Source organism: Paenibacillus sp. FSL R10-2734 (genome assembly GCF_037963865.1).
In the GTDB taxonomy this organism is placed as follows: Bacteria; Bacillota; Bacilli; order Paenibacillales; family Paenibacillaceae; genus Paenibacillus_AQ.
This window is the reverse complement of record NZ_CP150170.1, coordinates 1,472,599-1,489,369: the sequence shown is the minus strand read 5'-3', so window position 1 is coordinate 1,489,369 and position 16,771 is coordinate 1,472,599. Positions and strand designations below refer to the sequence as shown.

General features: G+C 46.7%; 12 protein-coding genes and 1 riboswitch. Of the genes, 4 read left to right on the top strand and 8 right to left on the bottom strand.

From position 1 onward, the window contains the following. Positions 1 to 70: 70 nt before the first annotated feature. Both NSS67_RS06625 and NSS67_RS06620 read right to left on the bottom strand, forming a co-directional pair. A complete protein-coding gene (locus NSS67_RS06625; protein WP_339318831.1) occupies positions 71 to 1,162 on the bottom strand; it encodes an SH3 domain-containing C40 family peptidase in 1,092 nt (363 codons plus the stop codon). 199 nt (positions 1,163 to 1,361) lie between these two features. Then, a complete protein-coding gene (locus NSS67_RS06620; RefSeq protein WP_339318830.1) occupies positions 1,362 to 2,231 on the bottom strand; it encodes a cation diffusion facilitator family transporter in 870 nt (289 codons plus the stop codon). Positions 2,232 to 2,356: 125 nt separating this feature from the next. On the opposite strand from NSS67_RS06620, the gene NSS67_RS06615 reads away from it, so the two are divergent. After that, the gene (locus NSS67_RS06615; RefSeq protein ID WP_042131054.1) at positions 2,357 to 2,542 is read left to right on the top strand and encodes a hypothetical protein; all 186 of its coding nucleotides are present in this window, start codon (positions 2,357 to 2,359) and stop codon (positions 2,540 to 2,542) included. Between the two features lie 84 nt (positions 2,543 to 2,626). Here NSS67_RS06615 and NSS67_RS06610 read toward each other — a convergent pair whose 3' ends face one another. The 3 genes from NSS67_RS06610 to NSS67_RS06600 form a co-directional block, all read right to left on the bottom strand. Beyond that, a complete protein-coding gene (locus NSS67_RS06610) occupies positions 2,627 to 3,214 on the bottom strand; it encodes a histidine phosphatase family protein (protein ID WP_339318829.1) in 588 nt (195 codons plus the stop codon). A 146-nt stretch (positions 3,215 to 3,360) separates the two neighbouring features. Continuing rightward, positions 3,361 to 4,986, bottom strand: a complete 1,626-nt coding sequence (locus NSS67_RS06605) for an ATP-binding cassette domain-containing protein (RefSeq protein WP_339318828.1) — start codon at positions 4,984 to 4,986, stop codon at positions 3,361 to 3,363. 156 nt (positions 4,987 to 5,142) lie between these two features. Further along, the gene (locus NSS67_RS06600; protein ID WP_339318827.1) at positions 5,143 to 6,108 is read right to left on the bottom strand and encodes an MBL fold metallo-hydrolase; all 966 of its coding nucleotides are present in this window, start codon (positions 6,106 to 6,108) and stop codon (positions 5,143 to 5,145) included. Between the two features lie 244 nt (positions 6,109 to 6,352). Here NSS67_RS06600 and NSS67_RS06595 point away from each other — a divergent pair, with 244 nt between their 5' ends. The 3 genes from NSS67_RS06595 (at position 6,353) to NSS67_RS06585 (ending at position 11,147) form a co-directional block, all read left to right on the top strand. Next, positions 6,353 to 7,489 carry a virulence factor gene (locus NSS67_RS06595; RefSeq protein ID WP_339318826.1) on the top strand — a complete coding sequence of 379 codons (1,137 nt, stop codon included), beginning with the start codon at positions 6,353 to 6,355 and terminating at the stop codon, positions 7,487 to 7,489. 103 nt (positions 7,490 to 7,592) lie between these two features. Further along, positions 7,593 to 7,798: riboswitch (Lysine riboswitch) on the top strand. A 201-nt stretch (positions 7,799 to 7,999) separates the two neighbouring features. Beyond that, a complete protein-coding gene (locus NSS67_RS06590) occupies positions 8,000 to 9,478 on the top strand; it encodes an amino acid permease (protein ID WP_339318825.1) in 1,479 nt (492 codons plus the stop codon). 110 nt (positions 9,479 to 9,588) lie between these two features. Beyond that, a protein-coding gene (locus tag NSS67_RS06585) for an IS3 family transposase (protein WP_339316635.1) occupies positions 9,589 to 11,147 on the top strand; the annotation gives its coding sequence in 2 pieces (ribosomal slippage) (positions 9,589 to 10,222 and positions 10,222 to 11,147; 1,560 coding nt in all). Between the two features lie 84 nt (positions 11,148 to 11,231). Here the strand turns inward: NSS67_RS06585 and NSS67_RS06580 are convergent. The 3 genes from NSS67_RS06580 to NSS67_RS06570 form a co-directional block, all read right to left on the bottom strand. Further along, positions 11,232 to 12,371, bottom strand: coding sequence for a transglutaminase domain-containing protein (locus NSS67_RS06580; protein WP_339318824.1), 1,140 nt, complete (start codon positions 12,369 to 12,371; stop codon positions 11,232 to 11,234). Between the two features lie 140 nt (positions 12,372 to 12,511). Continuing rightward, on the bottom strand, positions 12,512 to 14,884 hold the full coding sequence (locus NSS67_RS06575) for a glycoside hydrolase family 95 protein (RefSeq protein WP_339318823.1): 2,373 nt from the start codon (positions 14,882 to 14,884) through the stop codon (positions 12,512 to 12,514). A 115-nt stretch (positions 14,885 to 14,999) separates the two neighbouring features. After that, the gene (locus NSS67_RS06570) at positions 15,000 to 16,754 is read right to left on the bottom strand and encodes an ABC transporter substrate-binding protein (RefSeq protein ID WP_339318822.1); all 1,755 of its coding nucleotides are present in this window, start codon (positions 16,752 to 16,754) and stop codon (positions 15,000 to 15,002) included. Between the last annotated feature and the right edge of the window lie 17 nt (positions 16,755 to 16,771).

Here is a 16,771-nt window from a genome sequence, read left to right as displayed (position 1 = left end):
CTGCGCTTATGCCCGCCTTTGTTCACCCGTCACAAACATGCGATGCTGCCGCTCCTGTGTACCTATATTATTATTGAATGACCGATCCCCCGTAGAGAAAACGATTCATCCAAGAAGCGCTTAACTTATCTACTTTTACCCCGCCTGAAGCTACGGAATATGTATGTAGAATTTGTCCATCTCCCAAATAAATAGCAACATGCGATATTCTTGCCTTGGATTTGTCGATCCCTTCATAAGCAGAAGCGGAGTTTCCTTTATAATCCATGAAGAACATTAAATCGCCGCGTTTTAATCCGGAAGTAGACGTAACTACCGTGCTATTCGATTTCACCCAATCTCCCTGTTGACGGGAATCAGCAGGCAGTTTCAAATTTAAAGCATCCATGAATATTTGCCGGATAAAATCAGAACAATCGAAGGTTCTTGTATCATATCTGCTGGATCCAAACTCATAAGGTGTTCCAAGATAGCCCATACCTGCTGAGATTACACTCTCAATTTGAGCGGAAGCCCCAGGCGTTGAAATAGGTGGTATTGGTGCTGGAGGCGGTGGTGTAGGTGTTGGCGTTACCGTCCCAGTCCCCCCGTTACCAGCGAACGAAGTATATTGATCACTTGAACTTATATATCCTATGCTACCATCCGTTGTTTGGATTTGATACCAGTAGCTGTTCGGCTGTGCCAGAAGTTGTACTTGCTCACCCTTCTTCAGAAGTCTTAGTACTTTTCCGCTTGTAGAAGGAGTAGTTCGAAGATTCACTCCGTACTTAATGGTTCCCGTTTGTGCTGAAGGTGTTGAAGGTGCTGCTGGTGTATTTACTGAAGATGAATTTACGCTGATATACTTATCATCCGTGCTTGTATAACCTACGGATCCATCTGCTGCTTTCACCTGATACCAATAGCTATTCGGCTGCGCCACAATCTGCACTTGATCTCCCTTTTGCAAATACTTCACTACTTCTCCACTTGTAGAAGGTGTGCTGCGAAGGCGAACACTTGCCTCGATGACCGCTGTTTGACCGGCTGCTGCCGCCATGGCTGAATTTGATGGACTTGAGGCTGCTGCTGCATGTCCAGGAGCAGATACTCCTAAACCTGCAACAATAGCAGCTGAAACCAACAAGGATGCTGTTAATTGCTTATGTGATTTAATCATACGTTCCCCCAATACCATGATGAGATTTCAATAAAGGTGTGTGCTTCATTCCTTTATGCCCTCATTATAGGCTTGCCCGGGATTTGGAACATGCTCCAAATTGCACATATAATCATGCCACTTTATGGTAAAATACAGGACTAAAGTCTTGAATCCTCCTTGAATTTGTTTGTTTTTTCCTTAAAATAGAATATAAATTTTAATCTTTAGGTTCCACATGCACCTGCACGTTCATAATATTATGCAACTTGCTCATTCTCTCTTCAATGGAATCACTGATTTTATGACCCTCAACCACAGTTATATTCGCGTCTACCTCCACTACAACATCCACATGCACATGATTACCATGAACCCGTGCCTTTACATCTTTAATCCCTTCTACTCCCGGCGTTCGAGCGATCGTACTACGTAGATCCATCAACTTATCTTGATCAAAGCCATCGGTAAGCCGGTAGGTCGAGTCACGAAAAATATCCCATGCTGTCTTAGAGATAATCAGTCCGACAACGACTGCGGCCGCAGAATCAATCCATGGCAGTCCGAACTGAGCACCCACAATCCCAACAGCAGCACCTATACTAACCATAGCATCAGAAAAATTATCTTTGGCCGCCGCCATTAGTGCACTGCTATTTATCTGCTTAGCCAGTCTTTTGTTGTATATGTATACTCCTATCATTGCCACTGCACACACTAGAGCCACACCAGCTGACCATAGCTGCGGTGTTTCCTTTGCACGATCGAAAAAGGACCGTATCGCCTCCACAATCACCTGAATACCTACTACCGCCATAATAAAAGAAGCTAATAATGCAGCTACTGTCTCTGCCCGAAAATGACCATAAGCATGGTCAGAGTCAGGTGGCTTCCGCGAAATCCGCAGCCCCACCAATACGGCTACAGATGCTACGATGTCGGTTAAGTTATTGACCCCGTCCGCGACCAATGCATTAGATGCGAATAGATAACCGCTAACAAGCTTGAATGTCGATAAAATGAGGTAAGCCGCTATGCTGACCCAAGCTCCACGCTCGCCTTTACGTATATCTTCGTAAATATCAACCATTGTTGGCTATCTCCTTGTCTTTCGTTTTGTTAGAAAAGAATTCTTTCAATTATTCTTGCCCTTGTAGCAACATTTAAAAACAATTAGAATAAAGTGAAGGACTTGCTTCGAAGGAGGTTATCATAATGAGCGAAAGCAATGAAAAAGGAAAAATCAATTTAGCCGAAGCTATCCGGCAGAAGCTGGAGCAGAAGAAACAACAATCTTCCTCCAAGCCTGGATCTACTTTTCAGGCCGGCTCCGCCAAACCGCTAAAAAGTCAGAATAACAAAAAGCCTAACAACCAGCGCCGTCGTACCGGCGGATCCTAGTACTATCTTATATTAAACATAAAAGGCTGCGTATCCCTCAGGGACAACGCAGCCTTTTATGCGTTCGTCCGCTTAAAGGATGGGCTAGAACTCATCAAATTCATTACTGATTCTTTTTATTGTACAATTAGCCAACTGAAAACATGTGCTTTGGGAAACCTCAAGTGCTAAGGCTTCCTCTCTTGAAAGCCCGGCGTATACTCCCCGTAGAATTCTACTTGTTAATCCATGTGTAACCGCAATGACCCGCGGAGTGGAGGACAAGCTATCCAGCCAGTCTGTGACACGTTCCTGAACCGCTTCGTAGCTCTCTCCATCTGGTGAACGGAAATACCAATCATACATAGTCGTATCTTCAAGACTATTCGGCCACCCTTGCTCAATTTCCTTGAGCGTTAGCCCCGACCAAGAACCAACAGAAACTTCACTTAACCTAGCATCTGTTTCTACTTTAGCGAAATCGTATCCTATCAGTTCACATAGAATTTGTGTACTCTGTTGTGCTCTTCCAAGCGGACTTGATATCACTTTCCAATCAGAGGGATGCCCCACTGAATGACGAAGCAGCCTCGCCATTTGCCTAACTTGATCAACACCAAGATCAGTCAGAGGTGAATCCAGCTGCCCTTGGTAACGACCTTGAGTATTAAACACGGTTTCCCCATGTCTCATTACAATAATAGTCCCATCCACAAGATTCACCTACATTCACCTACCGTATCTTCTCAAATATCATTATTCAAAAAGACAGCCGCCCTAATCCATCAAGGATTAGAGCAGCTGCTTCTTGAATGCTCTCCGCAAGCGGAGATCATGAATTATACTTCTACAGGATACATGCGTTGACGCATTTCCTTAATTTCAGGATTCTCTAAATACTCATCGTAAGTCATCGTGCGATCAATTACACCTGTAGGTGTGATCTCGATGATACGGTTAGCAATCGTTTGGATGAACTGATGGTCATGGGAAGTGAACAGAATGGTACCGTCGAAATCGATCAGTCCGTTATTCAGTGCCGTAATGGATTCCAGATCCAAGTGATTGGTAGGTTCATCGAATACAAGCACGTTCGCACCGTTCAGCATCATCTTTGCCAACATACAACGAACCTTCTCGCCTCCGGATAGCACACTTGCTTTCTTCAGTGCTTCTTCACCGGCGAACAGCATCCGTCCAAGGAATCCGCGCAGGAACGTTTCATCCTGATCTTTAGAATACTGACGTAGCCATTCTACGAGATTCAAGTCCACACCATCAAAATAGCTGGAGTTGTCTTTCGGGAAATAAGCTTGAGTTGTTGTGACTCCCCATGTATATTCTCCCGCATCCGCTTCCTGCTCACCCATAATCACATCAAACAGAAGTGATTTAGGCTGGGAGTAAGGACCCACGAAGGCAATCTTATCCCCTTTGTTAACTACAAAGCTGATTTCATCAAGAACCTTCTCACCTTCAACCGATTTGGTCAATCCACTGATCGTCAGAAGCTGCTTACCCGCTTCACGTTCAGGTTTGAAGTTGAGGAACGGATATTTACGGTTGGATGGACGAATGTCATCCAGCGTAATTTTCTCGAGTTGTTTCTTACGGGATGTAGCCTGTTTAGACTTGGAAGCATTGGCCGAGAAACGCTGAATAAAGGCTTGCAGTTCCTTGATCTTGTCTTCCTTTTTCTTGTTCGAATCACGCTGCAAAGCTTGAGCAAGCTGACTGGACTCATACCAGAAGTCGTAGTTACCAACATACATCTGGATTTTGCCAAAATCAATATCCGCAATATGCGTACATACTTTGTTCAGGAAGTGACGGTCATGGGATACGACGATAACAGTACCTTCATAATCCATGAGGAAGTTCTCTAACCAGCCAATCGATTCTAGATCCAAGTGGTTGGTAGGCTCATCGAGCAGGAGGTTATTTGGACGGCCAAACAAGGCTTGCGCCAAGAGTACCCGTACCTTCTCATTGCCGCTCAGTTCGGCCATTTTCTTGTCATGCAGTTCACGCATAATGCCAAGACCGATCAGCATAGCCGCCGCATCCGGCTCTGCATCCCAGCCATTAAGTTCTGCAAATTCGCCTTCAAGCTCACCGGCACGTAGACCATCTGCTTCCGTGAAATCAGACTTCGCATAAAGCGCGTCCTTTTCTTTCATAATTTCATAAAGACGAGTGTGACCCATAATTACTGTTTCAAGTACTGGGAATTCATCGTATTCGAAATGATTCTGCTTCAGAACTGCAAGGCGTTCACCTGGTGTTATATGAACATCACCCGTGTTCGCTTCGATCTCCCCGGACAGAATTTTCAGAAAGGTTGATTTACCAGCACCATTGGCACCAATCAAGCCGTAGCAGTTACCAGGGGTGAATTTTATGTTTACATCTTCGAAGAGAGCTCGTTTTCCGTAGCGGAGTGTTACGCCGCTTGTGCTAATCATTACGCATTACCATCCTTTTCACTTTAGGGTTTCGGCTCATTATAGCATAAAATCAGTGCAAAAATCCCGTGAAATAGGCATTTAAGCTGATCTGTCTCTTACGAAACTTATTCCAACTGATTTACGGCGACCTATTTAAGGAGGAATTTTTTCAGGTTATTGCCCAGTTGTAAGATTCTCGGGTTGTACGACCAATGTTTCACCATAGCTGAGTGTACGTATTCGTTCCTCACAAATCCCATGCTTAGTTCGGGCATTTTCCATTCGATCCAGCGCTTCCCGGGCCGTATCATCGGCAAGTCTGAAGGTACCGTAATGCATCGGAATCATAGTCTCTGCTCCAACATCTATGAAGGCTTGTATAGCCTCCTCAGGATTCACATGCTGAGAGGTCATAAACCATTCCGGTTCATAAGCCCCAATTGGCATAAGCGCGACATGAATCTTATAGCGTCTTCCGATCTCCTTAAAACCTTCAAAATAACCGCTATCCCCAGCGAAATAAAGGTTCGGAGGAAGCTTCTGCTTCCCCGACTCAGCGGGCTCTAAGATGTACCCTCCCCAATGAGAAGTATTCGTATCCCAAGGCGTTCTCCGTGTCCAGTGCTGGGTAGGCACAAAAGAAAGCTTAATCGAACCAAGCGTAATCTCCTGCCACCACTCCATCTCCACACAGCTGTGGAACCCTTTGCGGAGCATTTTTCGCTTTAAACCTACAGGAACTACTAACGTTGTCCCTGCCCGATATAATTTACGGATGGAGGAAATATGCAAGTGGTCGTAATGAGAGTGCGAGATCAGAATCAGGTCAATTGGTGGCACTTCGCTAAGCGAAATCCCAGGCTGTCCCAATCTTTTCTCAAAGCCTAGCCTTCTCGCCCAGATGGGATCCGTAATGATATTCATCCCTTCATATTGAATAAAAAAGGTTGAATGCCCAATCCACGTAATGGTAGTCTCCAGCTTATTCTCCGACAGATAGGATAATCTGGGCGGCGTATTCGGCACCACATATGAATAGTCCTTCTTCTTCCGACGACGCTCCTCACGCCACTGGCGAAATTCTTTTAGTGTTTTATCGGTACTTACATTGTCGATGTTTAGATAACGTATTTTAGCCATCAAGCACCTCTTCTGAAGAAGTTTGCCGAGCAATCCTTGCTTTCGCGAATATACTACAACTATATTGAACAGCAGAGCATTTTGCAAAATATACAAATCACATGATAAAAGTTCGCCCTTTTATTCCACACGATTGTAGACTTTAGCGAAATAATAGAAGAGTCCTTTTGTGTTTCACGCCAAAAATGAGATAATATGTGTATAAAGTATGGCGGTGCATATACCGTTCAAGGGGGAGCTACGTATGAAGATTACATTTATTGAACCGACTCCAAGTCCAAATACGATGAAGCTTCATTTGGACGAAAGTTTAGAACCCGGAATTCGCAGAACCTACACTCCAGAAAGTGAGCGTTCCGCACCTGCTTGGGCACGTGAAATGTTGACGATACCGGGCGTTACTAGCATTTATCACGCTGCTGACTTCGCAGCTCTTGAGCGTAAGGGCAATGCCGATTGGGCAGCCATTCTAAGAGAAGTTCAAAGTCGTTTCGGGAGCAGCGAAGGTTTAACTGGAGATTGGAGCCTAGCCGACGAGAATGCCGGTGTTCATTTTGGGGAAGCACAGGTCTTCGTCCAAATGTTCCGCGGAATTCCGATGCAAATCCGCGTAAAAACGGGCGCGAATGAGGAGCGCATATCCTTAGCCAACCGCTTCACTAAAGCGGTTATGGATGTGGCTAGCGCCGTGATGATCAAGGAGCGCAAGCTCACCGATTACGGCGTGCGTTATGGCGAGCCCGCGGATATTGCACGCGAGGTCGAGCAAGAGATCGAAGCGGCGTATCCACAGGAACGCCTCGACTCCCTCGTGCAGCAAGCCATTGCGCACGGAGCCGAAGGTGAGTTCGTCGAGCAAAAACGAACTCGCACTCAGGTCGAGCTGCTGCGAGACCTGAAGCATGAGGATTGGCGCGTGCGCTACGCCGCGCTAGAGGATCTTACGCCGACGGCGGAGTTCCTGCCGGAGCTTAAGGCGGCGCTACACGATCCCAAGCTGCATATTCGCAGGCTTGCGGTCGTGTATCTGGGCGACCTTCGCACGCCCGAGGCGATGGAGCTGCTCTATGAGGCGATGGCAGACAGCGCCCCAGCCGTGAGACGTACGGCTGGCGATACCCTGTCCGACATCGGCGACCCTGCCGCCACACCAGTGATGACGGCGGCACTAACGGATAAGAGCAAGCTTGTCCGCTGGCGCGCTGCTCGCTTCCTCTATGAAGTTGGCACATCCGAAGCTCAAGCTGCGCTCACGCTCGCTGCCGATGATCCAGAGTTCGAGGTTGGCCTTCAGGCCAAGATGGCTTTGGAGCGCATCGCTTCAGGTGAAGCTGCAGCAGGCACCGTCTGGCAGCAGATGTCAGAGCGCCGTCGCAATTAATACGGAAGTACCTGATTTTGTCATTGCTTTGATAGGTAAATTTCCTTTATACTAATTCCTGTTGTTTATAAATGAATGAAGTAAAGATAGCCTCGTCATACTAAGATGAGGTAGAGGTCGCGGATATAAAGAGTAAGCGTGTGGAGACGTTAGAGCCGTCTATGAATCACGCTGAAAGGGATATCTGCCGAAGCTTGCACTGTCGCTCTTACAGCGGTGCAGGCTGGGGCCGTTGCCGAAAGGCACGGAACTGTCACATTGTACAGCCTGCGTAAATAGCAGAATACAGTGTGTTGCGCTATCTTCACAGGGAGTATGATGCGGAGCTGTATAGATGGAAGCCGCAGACATAGTCTGCGGTTTCTTTGCATTTACAGAATTTGCATATTTCGTGCAGTCATCCATAACGTTCTGGAAATCACGAACTATACCTCCCGCTCTGCGGGAGGCAACAGCTCAGCACTCCCCGTTCATGAACAGTAAGATTAGATCATAAGGAGTGTCATATTCATGCAGGGCAATCAGCAAAACCCAGCGCTAGGCAATAATAATCAGCCCGCGCTTAAAAAATCGTTCAAAGCAAGGCATTTGACCATGATCGCGCTAGGCGGATCTATTGGTACTGGTCTGTTTCTAGCCAGTGGCGGCGCGATCGCTTCCGCAGGACCTGGTGGAGCCCTTCTAGCTTATACGGCTGTGGGCGTAATGGTTTACTTTCTCATGACTAGTCTTGGAGAGCTCGCCACCTATTTACCGGACTCCGGGTCCTTCAGTACTTACGGAACTCGTTTCGTCAGCCCCGCCTTTGGCTTCGCCATCGGTTGGAACTTCTGGTACAACTGGGCGGTCACGATTGCAGCAGAGCTATCAGCGGCTACCGTCATCATTAAATACTGGTTCCCAGACAGCCCCTCCTTTCTCTGGAGTCTGGTGTTCCTACTGCTGATGTTCGGCCTTAACTTCCTATCATCTCGTGGATATGGGGAATCAGAATATTGGTTTGCCATTATCAAAATCATTACTGTTATCGCCTTCCTCGTTGTCGGGGTCCTCATGATATTCGGCATTATGGGTGGAAAAGCAGTAGGCTTTAGTAACTTCCAAATCGGTGGCAGCTCCTTCCACGGTGGCTTCTTTGCCTTCGTCGGGGTCTTTATGGCAGCAGGTTTCTCCTTCCAGGGTACCGAGCTAATCGGTGTTGCCGCTGGTGAGAGTGAGAACCCTCGTCGCAACGTCCCGATTGCGATCCGCCAAGTATTCTGGCGTATATTAATCTTCTATATCCTTGCCATATTTGTAATCGGAATGCTGATTCCTTATACGAATCCAGATCTTCTCCGCGGTGGCATCGATGATATCGGAGTCAGTCCGTTTACGATCGTGTTCAATAAGGCAGGGCTTGCCATTGCCGCATCCGTAATGAATGCCGTCATTCTCAGCTCCGTATTGTCAGCCGGGAACTCCGGAATGTATGCCTCCACCCGTGTCCTGTATGCAATGGCTAAGGATGGAATGGCTCCGCGTGCACTCGCCAAGCTCAATCGCCGTGGTGTCCCTGTTGGCGCTTTGCTGGTGACTACTGCTGTCGGAATGCTCGCCTTTCTCGCTTCGTTCTTTGGTGACGGTGCCGTATATAACTGGCTGTTAAACGCCTCCGGTATGTGCGGATTTATTAACTGGCTAGGCATTGCGGTCTGCCACTACCGTTTCAGACGTGCTTTTATAGCGCAAGGCCATTCACTAGATGAACTACCTTACCGAGCTAGATGGTTCCCATTCGGACCTATCTTTGCCTTAGCACTTTGTATTGTAGCGATACTCGGTCAGAATATGGGCGCCTTCTCAGGTGGAAATATCGACTGGTACGGCATTGCCGTTTCTTATATCAGCTTACCGCTGTTTGTCTTAATCTGGTTCGGCTATCGCTGGTTCCGAAAGAGTAGTCTTATTCCTTTGGATAAATGCGATCTAAGTACTCACCCAGAATAAATAGACTCGGGTAATATACAAAAAGGGATATCTCGTAGCCACTTGATATGCTCCCCATATAGTAGACAGGCGAAATAATAAAAACCTGTTGCTGTATGGGGAGCATTTTTATGGAACAAAAAAAGTTTACGGCACTTGAAAAATTAACGATTCTCCAAGAAATTGAATGCGGCCAAATTAGTTTAAAAGCTGCGGCTCGAAAATACGACTTATCCAAAACATCTGTAGTGAAGTGGCGAAGACGTTATCAATTGTACGGTTACGAAGGCCTGGAGGTGCGATCCCACAATCAAAAGTATTCGCCAGAGCTCAAACTCCAAGCAGTTAGGGATTATCTCGAGGAGAAATTGTCGCAAAGCCAAATCATCTACAAGTATAAGATTGCAAGCACAACCCAACTTGCCAATTGGATTAAGAAGTATAATGGTCATAGCAACAGCTTAACTGCTAATTTAGGAGGAACTAGAGCTATGACCAAAGGACGCGCAACCACTTGGCAGGAGCGGATGGATATCGTGCTGTACTGTCTTTCAAATGGACAAGACTATACGAAGACAGCAACCCATTTTCACGTTTCTTACCAACAAGTATATAGCTGGGTAAAGAAGTACGAAGCAGGTGGTGAAGAGGCGTTACGAGACGGCAGAGGACGCACCAAAGCGCCTGAAGAACTTACCGAAGCAGATCGCCACAAACTCGCGATGCAAAAGCTGGAATACGAGAATGCACGCCTGCGTGCGGAGAATGCTTTTCTAAAAAAGTTAGAGGAACTCGAAAGGAGGAGACGTTAAGTCACGTTCGTCAGGAGGACATCTACCTGGCGATTCAGGCTGTTCAGCAAGAGGAGTCTTGCTCCATTCAGCTTTTGTGTGATATCGCTGGGATTTCGCGGTCAAGCTACTACAAATGGTTGAATCGTGAACCCAGTTCCCGAGAAACCGACAACAAGAAACTGACAGAGGCTATGCTCCTCTTGTATGAGAAGGTGGAACGGACCTTTGGGTATCGTCAATTGACCCTACATTTGCGCAGACAAATGGACAAATCTATTAATGCTAAGCGAGTGTACCGCCTTATGAGACTCCAGGGCATCCAGTCTGTCATCCGCAGAAAGAGAAAGAAGTACATAGGCTCTACGCCTCAGCAGGTCGCAGAGAATGTGCTGAACCGTAACTTTGAGGCGGAAGCTCCAAACCAAAAATGGGTAACGGATGTAACAGAATTCAAATATGGCAACGGCAAGAAGGCGTATTTAAGTGCAATAAAAGATCTGTATGACAAGTCCATTGTTGCTTACGTTCTGGGCCATTCCAATAATAATTCGCTAGTTTTTAACACGCTGGAATTAGCTTTGCAGGCAGCGCCGGAGAGCCGATCCTTACTCCATAGTGACCGTGGTTTCCAGTATACCTCTCTGAATTTTAAGAAGATGCTGGACGATGCACAACTGAAGCAAAGCATGTCCCGAGTGGGCTGTTGCATTGACAATGGGCCGATGGAATCCTTCTGGGGAACATTGAAATGTGAAAAGTTCTACTTACATACCTACCAGACCTTTGAAGAACTTCAAACAGATATTGATAGCTACATTCACTTTTACAATAACGAACGGTTACAGGCAAAACTAAACGGCCTCAGTCCCATTGAATTTAGGACTAAGGCCGCTTAAACTACTTTTATTTATTGTATTGTCTACTTGACGGGGTGCAGTTCAACTCAGGCTTCTGGGATATCCCTTTTTTTGTATACACATCTATTCCCAAGTCACATACACTTTAAGGTCGCCCGTATTGTCAAAAGCAGAGGTAGAGTAAGACAAATCCTCTAGTCCAAGCTTATATAACTCCTGCAGGTCATTCTTAAGCTGTGTTCCAGTCCCTTGATAACGGAATAACATGGACACCTCACCGGAGGTGATTGCCTTATTGGCTAGCCGTGTCAGATCTTCTGCTGAGCGTACAATTAGCTCCGCGGTGTACAGCTCATAATTGAGATCCTTCTGAAGCTGTTTATACACGGCCGCGCTCTGTCCTCCACGCTCCACAAGCGCAGACAAGGTCTTGTGATAGCCTACCGAGGCTGCCGGATAGGACTTCGTCCAGCTATGGTCCTGGCGCATCTGTGCATCCGTCTTCAAGTAGTATGCAGTGCTAACCACGCCAGCCTTATCGGGTGTCGGGTCATCCCAAGTCGTATCGAGATGATACCACTGTCCATCTAGGAGCACCAGATTCCAGGCATGCGACTGACTGCGTCCACCTGGCACTTTTGCTATACCCTCAACGATTTTATTATTGAATCCAGCTTCTTTAAGTAGCTTATAGGTCAGCAGCGAATACCCTTGGCAAACGGCGCTACCACTCTTCAGGCCTTCATAAGCCGTATATTTGCGATAAGAAGTATCATACTTCAGATGAAGCACAACCCAGTCGTGAATAGCCTTCACCTTCTGATGATTGTTCATGCCCGGCGTAATGATCTTCTTCAGCGCAGCCTTCACTTCCTTGTTCACAAAAGCCGTCTGCTCGAGAGTCTCCAGATATTTCACTTCTACCGTAACCTTTACAGAGCTTGCGCTCCCTCGATAAGTATATCCATAGCTGTCTATAATGTAATACAAATAAGGGTCACTAGCCATCGCTTGATCCAAGGCCGCTTGTATTTTCGTTTTCAAATTCGAAGCCTTGCTCTCATAAGTAAAAGTAATCGTCTCCCTGCGGTTATTCATCGCACCTGTTAGCTTCTGCGCTACTTCATTTACAGAACGAAGGGTGGGTGAACTCGAAGCCGCATAAGCATGATCCCAGCCCCAATAAATCATCGGTGGAATAGCAGCGAATATAATCACTCCTCCCAGAATGATCTTTACTAATGTGAAGCGTTTTTTCCGCATATATATTCCGTTCCTCCGGCTCCTATAGACTTATAATGAACCCTACCATTTAATAGATAATGAGCACTTAGGCAAAAAAAGACTGCTCCCTGTAGAATAATTCTACTCTGAGAACAGCCTATATGCTAGACCGATGTGATTTATTCGCTTAGTGGTGTAATGATATAGGTCTCTCCTATTACGGTTTCAAATTCCATCTCTATCCCTATTCGTGAACCATCAGGCCCTTGAATGAGTAAAGGCTGGCGACTATAAATTCTGCATCGTTGTCCATGAGTCGAGGTCAGTTCCGCCTTCGTTAAGCGACCCTCACTCCATTCTATATTCGTGATAAAGCCACCTCGTGCTACCAAACCTTTCACACTACCGTCAGACCATCCTTCTGGCAGAGCGGGTAATAATTCAAGCCCCTCCTGATGACTCTGCAAGAGCATCTCTGCAATCCCTGCAGTAGTTCCGAAGTTACCGTCAATCTGAAACGGAGGATGATTCCCGAACAGGTTCGGCAGACTGGAATCTTGCAAAATACGGCGTAAACAGCTATACGCACTATCGCCATCCTTCAAACGCGCATAAAGATTGAGCAGCCAAGCTGCACTCCAGCCCGTATGACCGCCTCCACCTTCCAAACGCTTGTTAAGCGATAACGACGCTGCCTCTGCCAGCTCCGGAGTTGAGGAAGGACTAATTACATTCCCGGGATATAAATCATATAAATGAGAGACATGGCGATGCCCAGGCTCTTGTTCAGCAAAATCCTCATTCCATTCACGAATACGTCCGTCCGGTGCAATCCCCGGATGCGCGAGCCGTTCCTGTTTCTCTCTGAGCTCCTGACGTAGCTGGGCATCGATATTCAAAATCTCAGCAGCCTGAATACAATGCTTGAACAGCTCAGCGACCAGCGATAAATCCATAGCTGAGCCTGCAGAAACACTGCATGGTGTGCCATCAGCAGTCAAGAATACATTCTCCGGTGAGGTGGACAGACCTGTTGTAAATCTTCCATCAGGTAGCTCTACAAGCCAATCCAGACAGAATAACGCGGCTCCCTTTAACAGGGGATAAGCCTTACTCCGCAAATATTCCTCATCTGGACGAAAAGCGTAACGCTCCCAAAGATGGCGAGAGAGCCAAACCCCACCCATCGGCCAAAAAGCCCACATGGCTTTCCCGTCCGATGGCGACGACATACGCCACAAGTCCGTATTATGATGCACCGTCCAACCACGGGCATTATAATGAACCGCAGCTGTACGGCTGCCCGTAACGCTGAGCTCTGAAATAAAATCAACTAGCGGCTCATGACATTCACCCAATCCACAGCTCTCTGCTGGCCAATAGTTCATTTCGGTGTTTATATTCGTCGTATAATTGCTATTCCAAGGTGGCTGAGTATAAGGATTCCAAATTCCTTGTAAATTAAGAGCCTGTGTCCCAGGTCTGGATCCAGCAATCATCAGATAGCGGCCATACTGGAACAGGAGCGATTCCAGCCCAGAGTCTGCCTGGCCTTCGCGGTACCGTACTAGCCGCTCATCCATGGGAAGCTCAGCCTGGGTGGAAGCAGGCGTAAGCGTCAACTCCACGCGGCGGAACAAGGATTGATGATCTTCTAAGTGGCGCTGCTTCAGCTCTGCATATCCTGTAGAGGATAAAGCTAATTGCTCTAGGCACAACTCCGAAGGCAGCTTACCGCCGCTTCCCGGCATCCGGTCATAGCCAGCAAAATCGGTTGCCGCAGCCAGACGGATGGTAATGGAGCGTGCACCTGAAACTGACAATATGCCATTCTCTGCTGCACAATTACCACCTTCCGTACGGATCTCCAATGCAGCTGCAAAACTTATGCCAAGACCTTCTTCGTATAATACGGCGCGCGGATGGTCCCCTACATAATTATCAGCAACATGCGATGGGGCACGGCCGGTCATAATGAGCATACCGTCTGGAGTAATCTCTGGGCGAGAAGGATGAGGCGAAGACAGAGACGCCGAGAAATCCGGCAGAATGCCGAGGGCCTCTCCCCCCTCCGCACGGATATGAATGACTATAAGTTCATCCGGTCTGCTAGCTAATACTTCGCGCACAATCCTTACATCCCCAGCGGTATAGGATACCGTAGCAAGCGCTTGATCCAAATCAAGCGCTCTCTGATAATCCTCTACAGGACCAGCAAGATCGAACTTCATTCGCAAATCCCCAAGCGGTTGATAGGATTCGGTCCGTCTGCCTAACATCTTGGCATCCACCAGCGCTTCCGCTTCCTGGTATTTCCCTTCTGCCACTAACTGTTTGGCCGGAGCCAAATGACGCAGCGCCTCATAATTAGCAGTATCTCGCGGAATGCCCGACCATAAGGTATCTTCATTTAGTTGAATTAGTTCTTCTTCTGTTCCACCAAAGATCATACCGCCCAAACGCCCATTACCCACGGGCAGCGCCTCTTCCCATACCGCCGCTGGCTGCTTGTACCAGAGCTCATGCCGTCCAGTGTTCTTGCTCTCTCCCACGTCTATTCCTCCTATCCAGTAATAACAGATGAAAAGAAATCGGCGGGAAGCCCGGACTTTCGTTCGGACTTCCCGCCATCTTCATGCTTTTATTTTATTAGCCGTAATTCAGCAATTAATCATTCCAAAGCTTCACGCGTTGTTTAACCAGCTCTTCACGTAAATCTTCAGCTTTCGTTACACCAGCTTTATCCAGTTCAGCCATGTAAGCATCCCAAACTTTATCGAAATCAGCTGGTTTGGACAAGATTGCTTCAGGGACACGTTTCCAAGTGATATCTTTCAGCTTGTTGTCGAGAACGACGATTTCGCTATCTCCAGGAATTGTAATGTTCCATGCCGCACCCCAAGGTTTAACTTTGAATTCATCTTCACTTGGGAAGAGATCTTTCCAAGTTGTTGCTTTATAAGCAGCAAGTGTTTCTTTTTCAACTGCATTGTAGCCTGCTGTTACTTGCTCAGGGAAACGAGTTGTATAGTAGTTACCAGTTGGGTCCAATACACCGTCGCCATAGTGAGCGCTAAGAAGTGCATAGTTTGATCCTACGTTGCCAAGTCCTGTTTCTTTTTGGAAATTGGTAGTGTCATTATATTTGCGGTTGTTTACATCTTCAGGAATGACGCGTTTGCCGTCAACAACGTTGTAATGCTTGCCTTCGATTCCCCAGTTGATCAATACTTGACCTTCATCGGAAGCTAAGTAGTCCAAGAATTTAATCGCACGTACCGGATCTTTAGCATCTACGCTGATACCAATTCCGTTACCACCCATGAAGCCTGTAGGCCAGAAGGAAGATTCTTTGTACTCTTCAGACAATGTTACTGGATAGTGTCCGTAACCTTGATCCAACTTACCTTCAGCTTTCAATGCTCTTTCTCCATCGCCATAACCCCAGTCTTGGTCAATCAGACCAATAACACGGCCGGTAGCAATTTTTGCTTTGTATTGGTCATACTTTTGAACGAAACTTTCTGGATCAAGCAATCCAATATCGTTCATATGGTTGAGCCAACGGAAATACTCTTTTTCAGCAGGACGACGGAAGTGATACGTTACTTCTTGTGTATCGATATCGATAGCATATTCACCATCGTCAGGGGAACCTGTAGTAATGAACGCAGGGTTAGTTACTGTAATGTACATGTACCAATCATCAGCATTCAAGGTCAGACCGATGTTTTTGTTACCATTTTCATCGGTTGGATGTTTCTCTAGGTAAGCCTTGATAACATTTTCATAATCTTGAACCGTTTTGATTTCTGGATATCCAGCTTCTTTAACAGCACGGTGCTGTAGTTCGAATCCGCCGCCAGCGTCAAAATATTTGTTATCTACACCAGCATAAGTTGGGATAGCGTAGATTGCATGGTCTTCATCACTGTAACGTGAGCGTTTCATGCCTTCTTCACCCAATACTTTTTTGATATTCGGAGCATATTTATCAATCAGTTCTGTTAGATCAAGCATTGCGCCTGCATCTACCAGTTTACTAACATCCGTTTTGGCGCTGATGATATCCGGATAGTCACCGCTCGCAGCGATCAACGCTACTTTTTGAGCTGGATCTCCAACCGCGTATTCAGCATTCAGGGTTACGCCTGTTTTTTCAGTAATCACTTTACCTACTTCATCCTGCATACCCGTCCAGTTTGGGTTAGGGTCAGCACTGAAGAAAGTCATTGTGAGTGGAGAAATATCCTCAACCGCATTGGCTGAATTAGCCGTATTAGTCGAATTCCCCTTATCTGTTGTATTTCCAGCTGCATTATTACCGCTGTTACCCCCGCAACCTGCGAGCACGCCAAGCATCATAATAGAAGTAAGTGTAAGTGCAGTTGCTTTTGCTTTTATTTTTCTATTAGTCCCCATTAAATAAACCCTCCTTA

What these genes read in the sequence shown, in the direction of transcription:
- NSS67_RS06625 (WP_339318831.1), bottom strand. Translation starts at nt 1,162, where the DNA reads ATGATTAAATCACATAAGCAATTAACAGCATCCTTGTTGGTTTCAGCT.
- NSS67_RS06620 (WP_339318830.1), bottom strand. Translation starts at nt 2,231, where the DNA reads ATGGTTGATATTTACGAAGATATACGTAAAGGCGAGCGTGGAGCTTGG.
- NSS67_RS06615 (WP_042131054.1), top strand. Translation starts at nt 2,357, where the DNA reads ATGAGCGAAAGCAATGAAAAAGGAAAAATCAATTTAGCCGAAGCTATC.
- NSS67_RS06610 (WP_339318829.1), bottom strand. Translation starts at nt 3,214, where the DNA reads ATGAGACATGGGGAAACCGTGTTTAATACTCAAGGTCGTTACCAAGGG.
- NSS67_RS06605 (WP_339318828.1), bottom strand. Translation starts at nt 4,986, where the DNA reads ATGATTAGCACAAGCGGCGTAACACTCCGCTACGGAAAACGAGCTCTC.
- NSS67_RS06600 (WP_339318827.1), bottom strand. Translation starts at nt 6,108, where the DNA reads ATGGCTAAAATACGTTATCTAAACATCGACAATGTAAGTACCGATAAA.
- NSS67_RS06595 (WP_339318826.1), top strand. Translation starts at nt 6,353, where the DNA reads ATGAAGATTACATTTATTGAACCGACTCCAAGTCCAAATACGATGAAG.
- NSS67_RS06590 (WP_339318825.1), top strand. Translation starts at nt 8,000, where the DNA reads ATGCAGGGCAATCAGCAAAACCCAGCGCTAGGCAATAATAATCAGCCC.
- NSS67_RS06580 (WP_339318824.1), bottom strand. Translation starts at nt 12,371, where the DNA reads ATGCGGAAAAAACGCTTCACATTAGTAAAGATCATTCTGGGAGGAGTG.
- NSS67_RS06570 (WP_339318822.1), bottom strand. Translation starts at nt 16,754, where the DNA reads ATGGGGACTAATAGAAAAATAAAAGCAAAAGCAACTGCACTTACACTT.